Origin of the sequence: Desulfovibrio subterraneus (assembly GCF_013340285.1) — a bacterium.
Taxonomy (GTDB): domain Bacteria; phylum Desulfobacterota; class Desulfovibrionia; order Desulfovibrionales; family Desulfovibrionaceae; genus Halodesulfovibrio; species Halodesulfovibrio subterraneus.
This window is the reverse complement of the sequence record NZ_BLVO01000013.1, coordinates 714,933-731,575: the sequence shown is the minus strand read 5'-3', so window position 1 is coordinate 731,575 and position 16,643 is coordinate 714,933. Positions and strand designations below refer to the sequence as shown.

Here is a 16,643-nt window from a genome sequence, read left to right as displayed (position 1 = left end):
TCCCGTATAAGCAGTGTGTGGCAGGACTGATCAGTCCCGCACCAGTAATTCGAGTTCCTGCACCTTGCGCTCCAGTTGATCTATGCGGTCCAGCAGATCCACGATAATGGAGCCGCCAAGGGCGGTAAGATTAAAATCGCCGCAGATGCGTTCCAGCTTGCGGATACGATACACATCTCTGCGCGTAAAAAGATATTCTTCCTGCTCGGTACGTGCAGGATTCAGCCATCCCAGTTCCATCAGCTCGCCAAGCCGGGTGGGATGCACCGCAGCCAGTTCAAGAAACTCCGCCCAGGCAATGTAGTCGGACTGAATGGGCAGATCCTCGTCATAACGATACTTATCCATCTTGGCCTCCGCAGGCGTTGTTTCTTCAGGCTGCACGGGGCGGCGTTTTCCTTGCGGGAACGCCGCCCCGCAAATGAACTAGAAGTCTCTCGGGGTAAAACCGGAAATTTCCCGCAGGCTCTCCCACAGGGCGCGTTCCTTTTCCGTCAGGGAATCAGGCACCTTGACCATGATGCGGACGAACTGGTCGCCCCGGGCCGAGGCACTGCCCAGCCCTTTGCCGCGCAAACGCAACTTGCGGCCGCTGCTCGTGCCGGGGGGAATATTCAATTCGATCTCTCCGTCCAGTGTGGGAACGCGCACGGTTGCACCAAGCACGGCTTCCCACGGGGCAAGAGGCAGGTCGAGCACCACGTTCACACCATCAAGATTGAAACGATGGTGCTGCATGATGGCAACCTTGAGATACAGATCACCATTGGGACCACCGGCAGCGCCTTTGTCGCCCTGACCGGAAAGACGTATTTTCGCACCGTCCTTCACACCGGCGGGAATGTTCACCTCAAGGGTCTTGGTGGTGCCGGCATCCTGAAGAGTCACGGCCTTGCGTCCGCCGTTGTACGCTTCTTCAAGGCTCAGGTTCAGGGTTGCCTCAACATCACGACCACGGCGAGGTCTGCTGCCACCGGCATACCCTCCAAACGGGTCAGCCCCGAAGCCGCCGGAACGCCTGAAGCCCCCTCCTCCTCCGAAAATGGTTTCGAAGAAGTCGCTGAAGTCGCCGCCGCCCTGAAAATTCATATTCTCGAAGCCGGGAGGACGCTGGAAGTTCTGCCCGTGCTGCCAGTTAGGCCCAAGCTGATCATACAGCTTGCGCTTCTCCTCATCCTTGAGCACCTCGTAAGCCTCGTTAATCTCCTTGAACTTGGCTTCCGCATCCTTGTTGTTCGGATTGAGGTCAGGATGATACTGACGGGCCAGCTTCTTGAAAGCCTTGGCGATATCGTCTTTTGATGAGCTTCTGGAAACGCCCAACAATTTATAATAATCCTTGTATTCAACTCCCATCTCGTATAGCTCTCCTCGTAAGACGACTGGCGGATTCCCGCCGTTATCAATGCAGATGAGCGTTCTGCATTTTCGAATGCTAACATAACGCACTACAATTCATAGTCAACCACACTCCCCATCAAAGCACCATGACGAGCTCCGTTCCGGTACTCATGTACCACTACATATCACGCTGGAAGAACCCCATTGCCGTCTCTCCCGAACTGTTCGAGGAGCACTGCGCAGCCATGGCGCGCAACGGATGGCGCGGCATCGGACTTGACGATGCCGAGAACTTCTTCATTCAGGGCAAGCCCCTGCCGGACAAGTCGATACTCATCACCTTTGATGACGGTTTTCTGGATAACTATGTCTACGCCTATCCCATTCTGGAAAAATACGGGCACAAAGGTACCATCTTTGCCGTAACCGGCAAGATCGAACCTGCAGCCGCACCGCGTAATACCCTCAAGCAGGTGTGGAACAACGAATGTTCCGCAGATGCCCTGCCCCGCGTGGACCAGCCGTATGTGAAGCATGAACTCGGCTTTGACGAACGGCAGGACCCTTTCCTCAACTGGGAAGAAGCGCGGCTCATGGAAAAAAGCGGTGTCATGCGTGTTTCCTGCCATTCAGCATGGCACAAATCAGTATTCATCAGTCCTGAATATGACGGATTCTACCAACCGGAAAAACGCACCCGCACCTTTGACCGGATCGATTCCGATATCATATGGGGATTACCCCGTTTCAAGGCTCTGCCCCGGCTTGCCAACCGCGCCTTCATACCCTCGCAGCGTCTGCTTGCCGCCATACGCGAACTGGTTCCGCAGGAAACAGATGCAGCCTACGCCTTTTTTGCCGAAGAAGCCAATCTGGAGCGCCTGAAAACACTGGTGCAAGGATTCTCAAAAGACGAGCTCGGCAGCTATGAAGACAGCATGAGCCTGCAGGGAGCCCTGCGACAGGAACTCTCTCAGGCCAAGACCACCATCGAGGAAGAACTCGGCAGGCCGGAACGCTCGCTGTGCTGGCCGTGGGGAGCATTCTCTCCCGATGCTCTTTCCATAGGCAAGGACCTCGGCTTTCGCTGTTTCTTCACCACCGAGATGGGTCCCAACCCCGCCGGTTGCGCCTCGCGTATCCACCGGTTCAAGGCCAAGGACAAACCCGCCTCGTGGATGATGATGCGACTGCAGATTTACTCCCGCCCATGGCTCGCCAAGCTCTATTCATCCATCCGGCTCTAAGCCCGATACACAAAAATCAAAAGGCCGGTGTCTCTACGACATCGGCCTTTTAAAATACCACAAAGGCATTTCTGGCATTTGGCTCCGCCGGGCAGGAACCTAACGTTCCTGCACCTCGTATAGGCGATGAAAATCCGTTTTTGACCTCAGTTCCGGCGCAACGGGAATGCGGTTTTACTGAAAACTAACATTAAGGCCGGTATTTAAACGACACCGGCCCCAATCATTATATAGCTAATCCGTTAGCGGGCTACGGCTGCCACAAAGGCATCCACTTCCGCCTCTGTCGTATCGAAGGAGCAGACCAGCCGCACCTGATGCAGGGCCGCGTCCCACACATAGAAATAGAAATCATCCTGAAGAGATGCAATACGCTCGGGTGACATGGCGGCAAAGACCTCGTTGGCTTCCACCTTGTTCACCACGGTAACGCCGGAAACGTTGGCCAATCCAGCGGCAAGACGCTGCGCCATGGCATTGGAATGCCGCGCGTTTTCCAGCCACAGGCCGTCGCGCAACAGTTCCGCAAACTGGCAGGAAAGAAAGCGCATCTTGGAAAGCAACTGCAGGTTCTGCTTGCGCAGATACGGAAAATCAGCCGCAGGCGCAGGGTTGGCGCTGACATTGAAGAAGATGACCGCTTCGCCGAACAACAGACCATTCTTGGCACCGCCGAAGGAAAGCACATCAACTCCCGCATCACGGGTAAAGGCATTCACATCCACGCCAAGGTAAGCGGCAGCGTTGGAAATGCGCGCACCGTCCATATGCAGGTACATGCCGTGCGCATGGGCAAGATCAGCCAGCGCGCGAACTTCTTCAGGAGTGTACGCCGCGCCGAACTCGGTCGCCTGCGTTATGGATATGGCCTTGGGCTGGCTATGGTGGACAACGCCCTGCGCTGCGAGTAGCGGCTTAACCTGTTCCGGCGTTATCTTGCCGTCAGGAGAAGGCAGAGTAAGCAGCTTGCAGCCTATGGCCGCTTCCGGTGCGCCGGTCTCGTCCACGTTGATATGCGCCATCTGCGAGCAGATCACGGCGTGGTAGGAGCGGATAAGGCTCTTGAGCCCCATCACGTTGGCACCCGTTCCGTTCATGGCATAGAAAACGGCGATATCGTCACCGAAAAGGCTTTTGAACGCGGCGTCCGCTTCTGCGGTATGCGCGTCCGCACCGTATGCGCTGGCAAACCCCTTGTTGGCACGGGCCACGGCCTCAATAATCCGGGGATGCGCCCCGGAAGCGTTGTCACTGGCAAAATTGATCACGTCGGCACCCTATTTCCGCAAAATTGAGTTGTAGAGAGAAAGCGTCTGGTCAAGAAACTGTTGTCCGGTCAGGGAACGGATGCGCGATTGCTGCTGTTCAAGCAGCAAACTCCGATACTCTGCATCCGAAGCCACACGCCGTATTGCCTGTGCAAGAGCATCCACATCCGCCGGACGGAACATGGCATCCGCCTCCAGCAGGTCGGGCATGACCCCCACATCGGTGGAAATGAGCGGGCGGGCGCAGGCCATTATCTCCAGTGCGGCACGGGCAATGGTTTCAGACCATTTGGACGCAACCACACCGGCATCAAGCGCTGAAAGGCAGGCCGTAACGTCATCCCGCTTGCCGGTGATGACCGAAATATCTTCAATGCCGTTGTCACGCATCCAGCCTTCCACCACCGACTGCGGGGTGGCGCTGTCAAACCCGAGCAGCATGAGCCGGATATTGGACACGCCCTGCCTGCGCAGCGCCGCCACGGCCTCTATGGTTTCCTTCTGGCCCTTCACCTCGTCAAAACGTCCGAGAAGGCCGAGGACAAAGTCACCTTCTCCGTACCCGAATTCGGCACGCACACGTTCACGCCCCTGCGGGTCGAAGACAAAACGGTCCGCGTCCACGCCGCCGTAAATGGTGTGCACCTTGGAGGCAGGCACATGCAGCACATCGGTAAAATGGCGGGCCATGACGGAATTGGTGGCAACCACAGCGTCCGCAACGTCGGTATGAAGCCAGCGGTTTACGGCATTGTTCTTGGGCAGGCGCTGGTCGCCACGCGTGCGCACCAGCTTGAAGGCATATGGTCCGCCTGCCAGCTGTTTTTTAAGCAGCCCCCAGAGCATGAACCCCTCGCCGCGGTGGCAGTTCACCACATCCGGCCTGAATCCGGTCACCAGCCGGTGCATCTGCCCGTAGGTGCGCATGAGACGGAAGGGGTGGGCGGTATTAAGGTCCATATGCACGCCCTGCATGCCCCATTCATGAGCTTTCAGCGCGCCCGGCGTATTCTGCATGACGATCATCCGCGTCTCGTGGCCCGCACGCTGCAGCAGCGTTCCAAGATACAGGCCGTACCATGCCGTGGCGTTGAACCAACGCACGTTGATTATCTGAAGAGTTCGCATGGGGGAATTCATGACAGCAACCCACCCAAAAAACAAGCTGTCACATGCTGCATGACAAAACGGCACTACGGCACAGAAAAAGGCAGCCATACGGCTGCCTCACATTGCTGACAAAGACATTCTGGTATTTTTTGGCTCCGCCGGGCAGGAACCTGACGTTCCTGCACCTCGTAGAAGCGAGGATAATCCGTTTCTTGGACCTCGGTTCCGGCTTAACGAGAATGCGGTTCTGCCGAAAACGAAGGTCTGCCGGTAGTCTAAGGCACCCATACGGCTGCCTTGAAAACACGGGAGTAGTTGCCTGCGGAGCAGTTACGTTCAAACCGTTCCATTCAGGCTCTCAGCTCAAATCAGTCTCATCAGATTGTTCTGCTCAGGCCGAACATGCCGGAGGTATACCCTTCCGCATTGAAGTCCATAAGCTCCGAGGCCAGCGACATACCGTTATTCATGGCAGAGCTCATGAACAGTGCCGCACCCTGCATCTGGATTTCCTTGCGCATATCGGTGACGGGCCTGTCCTGAAACTGACGTGCACGGTCAAAATTGCCGATCATCTGAATCTTGTTGAACTCGTCCACCATCTTCGGATTTGCCTTGAAGTACCGCTCAACAAGCGCAGCGTCCTTGCTGTCCGACAACACGGAAACCCCGCCGTTATTATCCGATACAAGACGGAATTCTATTTTCTCATCCACACCCAGCGCACGCAGGTCGGTCTTTACCTTTTCTGCGAACTCCGATTCCATCTTACCCTTATGCGCTTCCAGCTGCTTGAAGGTAATGCGGCCGTTCGAGTCCGGCTCAACACCCGCAAGAGCGGCTTCCACCTCGCGGGCAATGCCCGACATGGTATTATTAGCCGTATACATGGAAGCCCGACGGGCCTGTACACGAGTCTTTTCGGCTTCCTGCGTCGAACTGTTCTCAGTAGTACGCGAGTCGCTACGCAGTCCCGAATAGGAAAGCCCGTCAATCCTGTCGATGCTTGAAGTATACATAGGTTTCTCCTGCCTTGTGAATCCTAACGGCAATGTCTGCCGCTTACAGGATTATCTAGCAGAAATCGTACCAAAAAGAGGCAATCACATATTCGCAACGGCACTGCCTTTTTCTAGACTTTCACTAATATTGACAGGAGGTTGTACTTTTCGCAAAGTGTTGGACGCTGACCATAAAAAAGGGTAGCTTCTGGCAAATTCTTTTTCGAGGAGTATCGGTACCGCCGCAAGGCACTACCAGCTTATGTCTGCACAACCCACGACACGAACGCTGGAGTTCGACGACGCCCGCCTGGCCAATGAACTGTTCGGACCGCAGAACGGTAACCTGGCCCTGATAGCTGAAAAAAGCGGCGTTACCCTGAACACCCGCGGTGCAACGCTTCTCGCCTCTTGCGAGAACGAGAAAGAGCTGCACACCGTTCTCAACCTGATGACGCAGCTTTACGGGCTGCTGAAATCCGGCAACCCCGTATTTCCCCGCGATGTGGTCTATGCTTACGGCATGATCGCACGCGAGCCCGCAACCGATCTCAAGGCCATCTTCAAGGAAGCGGTTTTCGTCGCTTCACCCAAGAAGACCATAACGCCGAAGACCTTGAGCCAGCGCGACTACGTGGCCGCCCTGCGCGAAAACGACATGGTGTTCGCCGTGGGACCGGCAGGAACCGGCAAAACCTATCTTGCCGTTGCCATGGCCCTTTCAAAGCTGCTTTCAAAGCAGGTTAAGCGCATCATCCTTACCCGCCCCGCGGTAGAAGCCGGAGAAAAACTCGGCTTTCTGCCCGGCGACATGGTGGAAAAGGTCAACCCCTACCTCCGCCCGCTGTATGATGCCCTGCACGACATGCTTGATTTCGAAAAAGTTTCCGAAATGCTGGAAACCGGTGTCATAGAGATCGCCCCCCTCGCCTTCATGCGTGGCAGGACACTCAACGACGCATTCATCATTCTGGATGAAGCGCAAAACACAACTCCCGAGCAGATGAAGATGTTTCTTACCCGTCTGGGCTTCGGCTCACGGGCGGTCATCACGGGTGATGTCACCCAGATAGACCTGCCCGCCGGAGACAGGGGAAGAAGCCTTCCCCGCTCTGGATTGGTGGATGCCCAGCGCATCCTCGACGGCGTCAAGGGAATCCGCTTCCTATCATTCCACGAAGATGACGTGATCCGCCACCCCCTGGTGGGCCGGATAGTACAGGCCTATGAACGCATCCAAACAACTGATTTCGGGAAAAAAGACTAACGGCTTACGCCGGTTTCTGCCTTCATTCTTCAAAGCGCGAAAACCGCGAAAAGCATCAGGTCGCCCTGTTTACGGGCTGGTGTTCTTCGTCTTCGTGCTTGTGGGACTTTCCGTGCTGGGGGGCATGCAGCTTCGCCCGCAGACCGTTCTTTTTGTAGCGGGAGAAATTGCCACGCAAGACGTTACGGCAGATCAGGACCTGCTGGTTGAAGACGCCGTCTCAACCCATGCAAAACGCAGGCAGGTAGCCGAACTGCAGCCTCCGGTCTTTGATCTGAGCCTTACCCCCATCGAGCATCTTCAGTCCCGCGTGGCCGAGGTTTTTGCGATGATCGACTCACCGACATCCGAAAACTCCGACCCGGAACAGCTCAGATGGATCATTTCCGAATCCCTTAATTCCGAAATTGCCGCCTCCACCGTCCGGGACTGGCAGGAACCTTCCGTCCGTAAAATCGTCCGGCAGGACGTGCTGCCGTGGATGGAAGAGCAGCTCATATCCGGCGTTGCCGTTGATAAGACGCTGATGCTGCAGTACCGCCACGGCATCGTCGTCCGTGACCTGACAACCGCGACCGAAACCATACGGCTTGAACTGGCGGGTGTTCCGGACATACGGGATCTGCGCAACAATCTGGCGACCTACCTCAAGGATACGCTCAAGCTGCCCCTGAGCACACGCCGCTCCATCACTGCCCTGTTCACGCCGCTCATGGCTCCCACGCTGACCCTGAACAGGGAAGTGACCAATCTGCGCAGCCGCATGGCCACCGAATCCATCGCTCCGGTCTATAACCAGATCAAAAAGGGTGAAATCATCGTCCGGCAGGGCGAACGGGTTACGGAAGAAGACCAGATGCAGCTTCAGGCCCTGATCAGTCACAAGCAGCAGACCATGTTCCCCATGCGCATTGCCGGCCTCTTCATTGTTTCCCTCATGCTTGGTGGCGGCTTTGCTTTTGCCAAACCGGGAAGGCGCATTTCAGACGTCAAAAACAAAGACCTCTATTTTACCGGCCTGCTGCTGCTTCTGTTCGGTGTAGGCGCAAAGATGCTGCTGTTCGCCCACGGGTCATTCGGCGACGCCTCGTCCGCCGACATGCGCGGCGAACTGCTGCAACTGCTCTTCCCCGTATCCGGCGGCATGGGCCTTGTAGCCATGATCTTCGGCTTCAAGCGCTGCAGCGTTACAGCCCTCATCCTCTCCTTCCTGTGCACCGCCATGACGGGGGGCGGCCTGTGGTTGTTCCTGTATTACTTCATAGGCTCCATGCTCTATGTGCTGCTGGTAAAACGCGCCCAGACCAGAAGCGACATCGCCCTCAGCATTTTCCCGCACATGGCAGGCCTCATGGCCACATGGATAGGCGTGGCCCTGTTCCAGCGCTTTGATAGCGGGCATATATGGATGGGCTGTCTGTATGTGCTGGGTAACGGGCTGCTTTCGCTGCTGGTGCAGTTTGCCGTGAGCCCGCTCATAGAAATGGTGTTCAGCTACACCACCCGCTTCCGCCTCATGGAACTCATGAACCTTGAGCAGCCCATGCTGCAGGAACTGATGCTTGAAGCACCGGGCACCTATCACCACTCGCTCATCGTGGCCAACATGGTGGAAGCCGGAGCAAAATCCATAGGTGCCAACAGCCTGCTGTGCAAGGTGGCCGCCCTGTATCACGACATGGGCAAGCTATCCAAACCCGAATACTTCATCGAGAATCAGGGAAGAGCCAAGAACCCTCATGACAAGATTGCCCCTTCCATGAGCACCCTTGTCATCAGCAGCCACGTGAAACGCGGGGTTGAGATGGCCCGCCAGCACAGACTGGGCGACGAGATAGCAGGCATCATAGAACAGCACCACGGCACCTCGCTCATCCGCTACTTCTTCAACAAGGCCAAGGAAGCAGGCGACAACCCCCGTGAAGAGGATTACAGCTACCCCGGCCCCAAGCCGCAGACTCGTGAAGCTGCCATTGTCATGCTGGCAGATGCTGTGGAAGCATCAAGCCGCGTGCTGGCCGACCCCACCCCCAGCAGAATCCGCGGACACATCGACACCATTATCAAGAGCATCTTTGCAGAAGGCCAGCTCGATGAATCCGAACTGACCCTGCGCGACCTGCACACCCTGACAGAGAGCTTCCACCGTATTCTTACGGGCATCTTCCACCGTCGCATCGAATATCCTGACGACAAGAAGGAAAAGAACGGCACCGCCAAGAAGCCCGAAGAGAAGTCGGAAGCAAAGCAGGAAGCAAAGCAGCCCCAGAAAGCTGACGAGAAGACCGAGCCCAAAGAGACAGCCGCCGACCAGACCGGCAAGGCCGCAACGTCTCTCACCGGTTCCGAAAAGAAATCGTCAAACCCCTTGCAGTAACGCGCCATGATGCAGATACGAAAAGCCCACGGCCTCTCATGGCTGCTCCCCGTCTCCCGCATGGAACTGCAGGTCTGCGTGGAGGCCATATGTGCCGCCATAGGACACGAAGGTGCCTCGCTGGACCTCAATCTTGTGGACGATGCCGAAATAGCCGAACTGAACAGTTCGTTCCTCGGCTGTGACGGCCCCACCAACATCCTTTCCTTTCCTTCTGCCGATGCCGAATCGGTAAAGGAAATGCAAAAAGGGTGGCATATGGGCTGGCTGGCGCTGTCTCTTGATACGACAGTGCGCGAGGCGTTTCTCTATCAGCAGGATGTTACGGAACATGCCATCAGACTCATATCGCACGGCGTGCTGCACCTTGCCGGATATGACCACGGCGAAGAAATGTTTGACCTGACAGACAAGGCGGCGGCCGGAGCCCTTTCAGCTCTGGCCACCGCCTGATATATCTCTGCTGTTTTGCCGCCACCGGCTCTATAACACCGGCACTATCCCTGCCACTGGTATCCCGCTGCCTTTACCTCGGGCACTATCGCATCCCTGCCTGCCCCGTGCCTATTGCTGACAATCACCCCAGCCGCGGAGTGCTGCCGCACGGCAAGGCCATCTACTGCTTCAATTTGCCTATCAGCGAACTCAGCTCATGCGCATTGCCCGCGAGCCCGCTCACGACTTTTTCCGACTCCGTCATCCCAGCTCCCGTTTCCGAAGCAACAGACCGGATGTCTTCAAACGCCCTGATAATGGATGCGTGCTGATCGGAGTGCTCGCGGGACAATCCGGCGATACGTTGAATCTGCTCCCCCATGGAAACGGACAGTTCGGCTATCTCGTTCAGTGACCGTTCCGAGGCCACAACCAGCGAGTTGCCTTCCGACACGGCTGCAACAGCCGCATCAGTGTGCTTGATATTCTCATGGGCGGTGTTCTGTATGCTCCGCACGCTCTTGTTGACCTCACCCGTGGCGGCCATGGTTCTTTCCGCAAGTTTTCGAACTTCATCTGCCACCACGGCAAACCCTCGTCCGGCATCACCGGCCCGTGCCGCCTCTATCGCCGCGTTCAGTGCAAGCAGGTTGGTCTGGTCCGCAATATCGCTGATCACCTCAAGAATGCCGCCAATGGCATCTGCCTGCGCTCCCAGCTGGTGCATGCTTTCCCGCAGGTTCTCTGAAAGGTTCTGCACACGATTCATGGCCGTTGTCGTTCTGCCCATGACCTCTGTGCCTTCCTCGGCCTTGCGCATGGCCGTGTTGGCATCCGTTACCGCGTTTTCCGCATAGCGGGCGGACTCAAGCAACTCCCGGTTCATGGCGTCGATGATGGATGCCGTCTGGCCCACTCGGTCAATCTGCATACGGGCACCCTCGCCCACCTGCTCCACCTGACGCGAAAGTTCCTCCGCTTCGTTGGACAGGTTAGCACTGATCAGTTCCGCCTGCTCGGCCACCTCAAGCATCATGGAATTCTGCTCGCTGATATGCGCCTCCTTGATGCGGATATCCGTAAGGTCGGTCACCAGCGCGATTGCGCCAATGAGCTGGCCGTCAAGATCATAGAGAGGTGCGCAATCTATCCGCACTGTACGGGCGTTCCCTCTCGCGGTGGTCCAGTTTCTCTCCACATTGAAGACTGCCTGCTGCTCACGCATGGCCAGCGAAGTGGAGCCCCTGCCCCCTTCCTGATGCTGCAGCAAGGTAGCTGCGGGTTTGCCGCAATAGCTCTCCGGCCTGCCCTCGAACTCCATCATGTCGAGAAAGTAGCTGTTCACGAAAGAGACGTTGTTGTCCGGGTCCACCACCACGGCGGGCATGGTCATGCCCGTGAGAATGCCCTCGGAGAATCCCAGCTTTTCCTTGAGCTGTCCCACCATGCGGGAAACAGCCTGCGTGACCTGCCCTATTTCTCCCTTGAAGGTACCCTGTGGTTCTGCATGCAGATTGCCACCGGAAACAGCCTGCACATAGGCGATGATGCGCCGGAAAGGATCGGCAATGGCACGGCGCAGAAAGAACCATGTTCCCGCAACGACCAGCAGAGCGGTTACTGCTCCCAGACCGAAGGTGACCATGCGCAACCGTGTTACCGGGGCAAAGGCTTCTTCAGCCGTAATCTCGGTAATCAGAACCCAGTTCAGGCCCTGCAGTTCAACCGGTGCAAAGGCCGTTAGGTAGGCAGCACCATCATAGCTGTTACCAACCATCACTCCCTTCTCCCCTTTCAGTGCGCGCTGCACGGCAACGGTATCAACCCTTGCCTGCTCCCTGTCGCGCGCGGCCGCCGCAAGGGAATGGTGTGCAACATCCCGACGTGAATCCGAACGGATAATGCCGTCCTGCCCGACAAGATACGACTCGCCCGTATCCCCCATGCCGGCGCGCTGCGACATGATATGCCCGACATGCGCAAGCGGCAGCCGCAATGCGGCCACGCCCAGAATCTCGCCGGTGTAGCTGTATACAGGAGCAGCCATGAAGGCGGCAGGCTTTCCCCCGAGCGGGGCATACGCCTCTGCATCCACAAAAACAAACTCGCCCTTTACTGCCTTTTCCCAGGCGCGGGCGAGATTGGTCTCCCGGTAGGGACCTTTGACCAGATCCTCTCCGAGGTCGTTATCTCTTGTCACCGAGAAGATCACCCTTCCGTAGTCATCCAGCAGCAAGGCATCCTCAAAGCCATATTCCGTCACAAAGGGAACAAAGGCTGCTTTCACGAAATCATAAATCCCATCATACTCGGCATCTATCGGCATCTTTTCGCCGTCTTTGACCTTGCCGTACAGTGTATCCCTGATCATGCCGACAGCATTGTACACCTCCTTGACTTGAGAATAGATGACGGTGGCATGCCTCCACTGCTCGACAAGAGTTTCCAGGCTGTCGCGCTGAACATCGCTTACAGCCTGCAGCTGACCGAACGCCGCACCTTTCAGACTCGTTGACGCGGTTTGTACGCTGTATACCCCCATCCCCAACAAAGGCAGCAAGCCCAGCACCATGCAGAAAACCGAAATTTTTGTCCGAAGCAGCATACACGCCCCATTGCAATCCTGTTTCAGGCGACTCTGAAATTGAGTGCGACCCGCACGTGTTATGTCTTCGGAATGTTACAAACAAGTTAAGGAAGATCGACAGTCCCGCGACGTTTCACGTTTGCGACAGACTGCGTTACAGATTCATGACGTCCGTTCAACTACTGCAATAACACAATGTTAAACGTATCAGACCACGCCACAACGCCATGCGATGATATATCATTGAAATACACACAGCAAAACGCTATACAACTACAAACACAACACAAGGACACTGCTTCACAAATGCAACAAATGAAACAAAAAGGAATTGCGGTAGTCATGAAAAACGCAATACACATACTGATCATACTGTCTCTTGGAGCACTTATCATACTCCAAAGACAGAATATTACGTCTCTTTCATCACAGATGAAAACGCAACAAGAGAAAATTACTCAAATTCAAGAACTTATGGAAAGCGGATATACACAAACCGTATTAGCTCTAAAAATAAGCATGGCGAATAAAGACACAATAAAATCCATGCAACGCAAGAAAATTGTACGGGTTACTGCCTACAGCCCGCGCTTGGAAGAAACGGATGAGACGCCACTCATCACAGCGTCGAACCGCAAGGTTCGTCACGGTATCGTGGCTGTCTCGCGCGACCTGTTCGATCAGGGGTGGGTGTTCGGACGCAAGATCTACATCAAAAAACTGGGGATTTTCACCATCGAAGACCTGATGGCAGGCTCAAAGAGAAACCAGATCGATATTTTCATGTTTGACACGGAACAGGCCCTCCACTTCGGCAAACGCACGATGGAGGCGCATCTTCTTTCTGACGATGCCGGCGATTGCCCAGTTGAAGAGACGGCCCAGCTTGGCACCGATACCCTCTACTCCATGAACTGATGGATATAGAATAATACCCACACAAGACGCCACAGGGTAAGCTCTTCTCGACACCACATCGAGGAGAGCTACATGCCTACCCCTTTGCCGGTTGCTAAAAAATGGAGCCGCACCCTCCACCTTCTGCCCTTTGCGCTGTTTCTTGTGCTGTTCGCAGGGATGATCATCTATCGTGAATGGGCAACGCTAGACAGGCAACTGAACGAAAAGCTGCAGGCGTATCATTCAGGCATGCTTTCCCTGCGCCAGACCCTGCAGCTGCAAGCCGCCACAGCAGGCAGATCGGAAACAGTGCGTACCCTGCTGTCAGGCAGTCATACTGCCGCGTCGATCATTAACATTCCCCCAATTGCTCCCATATTGTCCCCCTTCGCCCTTGAGGTGTTCGACAATGCGGACATACAGCTGGCCACGTCGTCTCAGAAAGCCTCTCTGCTCCCCGCCGCGCTGCGCAAAAAAATTCTCCTGCGAGCAACCGTCACGGAATCACGCTCCTCGGACTATACAACAGCCAACGGCAGTCTCTATCTGTACGTGACAGACATTATCCGCTCCGGCCCTCAGGGCCCGCCGATGGGCAAACTGCTTCTCAGTCTGCCGATAACCCCCGCGCTACTGCAAAACCTGAAAACGCAAAACAACGTGGAGCTGCTGGCCACATGGGGAACTCCGCTGGAAATCACATCCACCCGGAGCGGAGCTTTTTCTTTTGCATCCACCACCTCCAGCCGCTACCTGCAGCAGCCTGATACATCAGAAGCGCTTCCCTCGGTGGTTAAAGCCGATGGAGAATATCACCTCGTCCGCTACACCATTCTAAGAGACACGAAAGGCACCATGGTTGCCACGCTGGGGGCTGCCACCAGCCTTGTTCCGCTTGCGGTCTATTCCATCAACATTATTGCTGCCTCGTTGATATTCCTGGCAGCGTACACCGCATACACCATAACCCTGCTCAAAAAGTTCGATGCCGCCCGCAAGGGGCAAAACCTTGCCATAGCGCAGTTGCTGCGCAACCTCATGCCTGTCACACTGCGAGATGGCAGAAACGCTTCGCCGGACATTCCCGCCATCGTGCTGGAAGAATACAACCTTATGGTTGAACGATTCGGCAAACATGAACAGGAAAGCTCCACAATCAAACGGAAGTTTCAGAGCATATTCGACAACGCATTCGAAGGGATCTTCGTCAGCTCGGCTGAAGGGCAACTGCTTGATGCAAATCCGGCTCTGATCAACATGTTCGGTTGCAAAGACAAGGAAGACATCCTCGAAACTATTCGCAACATTGCAACGGATGCCTATGTGGATGCTTCCAGACGGGATGAGTTCAAACAACAGCTTTCAACCTACGGGCAAGTCCGCAATTTTGAGGCGGAATTCCGCAGGAAGGACGGCACCAGATTCTGGGGACTGCTGTCGGCCCGCTGCGTCTCGGACGAAAAGGGGACCCTGCTCTATGAAGGTGGCCTCATAGACACGAACATGCAGAAACAGCGGATGGCCGAGGAATACAGACTGGAAGCGGACCGCCTGTTTCGCAAGGCCAGAATGGAGATGCTGCAGGAACTGGGAACCCTGATGAGCGAACCGTGCAACACCATTGCTGCGGCCTGCAACAGCATTACCGACGAAAGGGCCCAGTCTACCCCGGCGCAGATTACCGACATTATCCATGCATGCCAGCGACTGCACCGCCTTGCAGACAATCTTCAGGATTTTGCACGCGCCGAGTCCGGCACCCTCATGCTCCATGAAGGGTTCTGTGATCTCCACAAGGTTCTGCAGGCAGCGGCTGACGGGTCTGCGGACACAGGTGAGTGTCCGACCATGTCTTTTGAATTGTCACCGGAACTGCCTATCATTGTCTCTGCCGATGCCAGCCGCCTCAAACAATGCATCCGGCTTGCCGTTTCCGTTCATCGGCAACACCGGCCCTGCAAAGGAGTATACCTTACCGCAACGCCGGCGGCACCTTTGGCGGAATCCGACATGTTCAACAGAACACTCGGAACACGCCAATCCATCATCCCCATATTGTTCACGCTGACGGATTCAGGGAGCGCCATGCGCACCCTCACTCCGTTCCGCAGTGTTTCCGATGAAGAGTTGACGGGCATTCACAGAAGATTTTTTGCCGCACTCGTGAAGCAATTTGAAGGCTCCATCCTGTCGGTTGCATCCTCCACGTGCGGCAGCACGTCCTTCATCATCCATTTCCGCACCCACAAAAATCCCGGCCTTCCTCTCGAACAGGAGCAGGGTGTCACGTCACATGCGCCCCCCCACTCTGAAACGGGCCGTTCAGCCCCGCCTGCCACCCCTGAAGTTGGGATTGGGCACAATGCTGAAGACGAACACGAAAGCACACCACCCGCCCCCCGATCACAGCGCAATGCACTGGCAATATGCCCTGACCGGAACGACGCCCGACTGATGGAACTGCTGTTATCGCAGCTCGCCATGGCCTGCCGTATCTGCCCGTCGGCCCATGAAGTGCGCAGCTGCCTGCATGAACCGGCACCGGATGTCATTTTTCTCGATCTCGAAATACCCGGAACAAATGGTTTCAAAATCGCAGGAACCATACATGCAGCCATGAACGAGAAAGGAACGCCTCCTCCCCCCATAATCGCCATATCGCTGCACCCCAAAGAGCTTGTGGAAAAAGCGGCTGCCAAAGCCGGTGTAAGCGCCATTGTTACCAAGCCCGTGACAGCCTCAAAGCTGAAGGCCGCCCTGCTTACGGTGCAAACCAAAGAAGCTGCAAACGCCGCGGAGCAGCCGGAAGACCGGAAGAACAACACTTCCGGCATTCTCAATCCGGTTGCAGGCAGACTGGAACTGCTGAGACGGGCGGCGGCTAATAAAAATCCGGCGGCAATACACCGCATGCTCCCCGGCATGCTGAACAGCCTGCCCGAAGTTGTGGCATCAGAGTGCGCGCCGATGTCCGGCACCATGCGCCGAAATCTTGAGCAGGAAAACTGGAAAGAGATCATGGCGGACATAGAGCGCATTGGCGCGCTCTATACGAACCGTTCCGGCGTATCCGTCTGACATAAAAAAGCCCTTCCTGAATGGAAGGGCCG

The 16,643-nt window shown here is 55.9% G+C and carries 12 protein-coding genes; 6 read left to right on the top strand and 6 right to left on the bottom strand.

Annotation, left to right across the window (positions count from 1 at the left end):
* Nucleotides 1-30 precede the first annotated feature (30 nt).
* Nucleotides 31-348 (bottom strand): chaperone modulator CbpM, encoded by a 318-nt coding sequence (locus HUV30_RS10160; protein ID WP_174405316.1) that lies wholly within the window; start codon nucleotides 346-348, stop codon nucleotides 31-33.
* A 78-nt stretch (nucleotides 349-426) separates the two neighbouring features.
* The gene (locus HUV30_RS10155; protein ID WP_174405315.1) at nucleotides 427-1,356 is read right to left on the bottom strand and encodes a DnaJ C-terminal domain-containing protein; all 930 of its coding nucleotides are present in this window, start codon (nucleotides 1,354-1,356) and stop codon (nucleotides 427-429) included.
* Nucleotides 1,357-1,487: 131 nt separating this feature from the next.
* Between HUV30_RS10155 and HUV30_RS10150 the strand changes: the two genes are divergently transcribed.
* Nucleotides 1,488-2,588 (top strand): polysaccharide deacetylase family protein, encoded by a 1,101-nt coding sequence (locus tag HUV30_RS10150; RefSeq protein ID WP_174405314.1) that lies wholly within the window; start codon nucleotides 1,488-1,490, stop codon nucleotides 2,586-2,588.
* 242 nt (nucleotides 2,589-2,830) lie between these two features.
* Here HUV30_RS10150 and HUV30_RS10145 read toward each other — a convergent pair whose 3' ends face one another.
* The 3 genes from HUV30_RS10145 to HUV30_RS10135 all read right to left on the bottom strand — a co-directional run bounded on the left by HUV30_RS10145 (nucleotide 2,831) and on the right by HUV30_RS10135 (nucleotide 5,985).
* Nucleotides 2,831-3,856 (bottom strand): threonine aldolase family protein, encoded by a 1,026-nt coding sequence (locus tag HUV30_RS10145; protein ID WP_174405313.1) that lies wholly within the window; start codon nucleotides 3,854-3,856, stop codon nucleotides 2,831-2,833.
* 9 nt (nucleotides 3,857-3,865) lie between these two features.
* On the bottom strand, nucleotides 3,866-4,984 hold the full coding sequence (locus HUV30_RS10140) for a glycosyltransferase (protein ID WP_174405312.1): 1,119 nt from the start codon (nucleotides 4,982-4,984) through the stop codon (nucleotides 3,866-3,868).
* Nucleotides 4,985-5,343: 359 nt separating this feature from the next.
* Nucleotides 5,344-5,985 (bottom strand): hypothetical protein, encoded by a 642-nt coding sequence (locus HUV30_RS10135; protein ID WP_174405311.1) that lies wholly within the window; start codon nucleotides 5,983-5,985, stop codon nucleotides 5,344-5,346.
* 244 nt (nucleotides 5,986-6,229) lie between these two features.
* Between HUV30_RS10135 and HUV30_RS10130 the strand changes: the two genes are divergently transcribed.
* From HUV30_RS10130 to ybeY, 3 genes are read left to right on the top strand one after another with little or no spacing between them, the layout of a single operon-like run.
* Nucleotides 6,230-7,234 (top strand): PhoH family protein, encoded by a 1,005-nt coding sequence (locus HUV30_RS10130; RefSeq protein ID WP_174405310.1) that lies wholly within the window; start codon nucleotides 6,230-6,232, stop codon nucleotides 7,232-7,234.
* Nucleotides 7,194-9,611 (top strand): HD family phosphohydrolase, encoded by a 2,418-nt coding sequence (locus HUV30_RS10125; protein WP_174405309.1) that lies wholly within the window; start codon nucleotides 7,194-7,196, stop codon nucleotides 9,609-9,611. The genes HUV30_RS10130 and HUV30_RS10125 overlap by 41 nt, the downstream gene beginning before the upstream one ends.
* A 6-nt stretch (nucleotides 9,612-9,617) precedes the next feature.
* A complete protein-coding gene (ybeY, locus tag HUV30_RS10120) occupies nucleotides 9,618-10,064 on the top strand; it encodes an rRNA maturation RNase YbeY (protein WP_174405308.1) in 447 nt (148 codons plus the stop codon).
* A 163-nt stretch (nucleotides 10,065-10,227) separates the two neighbouring features.
* Here the strand turns inward: ybeY and HUV30_RS10115 are convergent, their stop codons facing one another.
* Entirely contained in the window at nucleotides 10,228-12,588 is a 2,361-nt protein-coding gene (locus HUV30_RS10115) for a methyl-accepting chemotaxis protein (RefSeq protein WP_507762595.1), read from the bottom strand.
* Nucleotides 12,589-12,975: 387 nt separating this feature from the next.
* On the opposite strand from HUV30_RS10115, the gene HUV30_RS10110 reads away from it, so the two are divergent.
* Together HUV30_RS10110 and HUV30_RS10105 are read left to right on the top strand one after the other, a co-directional pair.
* A complete protein-coding gene (locus tag HUV30_RS10110; RefSeq protein ID WP_174405306.1) occupies nucleotides 12,976-13,551 on the top strand; it encodes a 3D domain-containing protein in 576 nt (191 codons plus the stop codon).
* Between the two features lie 72 nt (nucleotides 13,552-13,623).
* A complete protein-coding gene (locus tag HUV30_RS10105; RefSeq protein WP_174405305.1) occupies nucleotides 13,624-16,611 on the top strand; it encodes an ATP-binding response regulator in 2,988 nt (995 codons plus the stop codon).
* Nucleotides 16,612-16,643 lie beyond the last annotated feature (32 nt).

Coding starts and splice junctions, on each gene's coding strand:
- ybeY (WP_174405308.1), top strand. CDS start 9,618: ATGATGCAGATACGAAAAGCCCACGGCCTCTCATGGCTGCTCCCCGTC.
- HUV30_RS10150 (WP_174405314.1), top strand. CDS start 1,488: ATGACGAGCTCCGTTCCGGTACTCATGTACCACTACATATCACGCTGG.
- HUV30_RS10155 (WP_174405315.1), bottom strand. CDS start 1,356: ATGGGAGTTGAATACAAGGATTATTATAAATTGTTGGGCGTTTCCAGA.
- HUV30_RS10130 (WP_174405310.1), top strand. CDS start 6,230: ATGTCTGCACAACCCACGACACGAACGCTGGAGTTCGACGACGCCCGC.
- HUV30_RS10115 (WP_507762595.1), bottom strand. CDS start 12,588: ATGGGGGTATACAGCGTACAAACCGCGTCAACGAGTCTGAAAGGTGCG.
- HUV30_RS10140 (WP_174405312.1), bottom strand. CDS start 4,984: ATGCGAACTCTTCAGATAATCAACGTGCGTTGGTTCAACGCCACGGCA.
- HUV30_RS10135 (WP_174405311.1), bottom strand. CDS start 5,985: ATGTATACTTCAAGCATCGACAGGATTGACGGGCTTTCCTATTCGGGA.
- HUV30_RS10110 (WP_174405306.1), top strand. CDS start 12,976: ATGAAAAACGCAATACACATACTGATCATACTGTCTCTTGGAGCACTT.
- HUV30_RS10105 (WP_174405305.1), top strand. CDS start 13,624: ATGCCTACCCCTTTGCCGGTTGCTAAAAAATGGAGCCGCACCCTCCAC.
- HUV30_RS10125 (WP_174405309.1), top strand. CDS start 7,194: ATGAACGCATCCAAACAACTGATTTCGGGAAAAAAGACTAACGGCTTA.
- HUV30_RS10160 (WP_174405316.1), bottom strand. CDS start 348: ATGGATAAGTATCGTTATGACGAGGATCTGCCCATTCAGTCCGACTAC.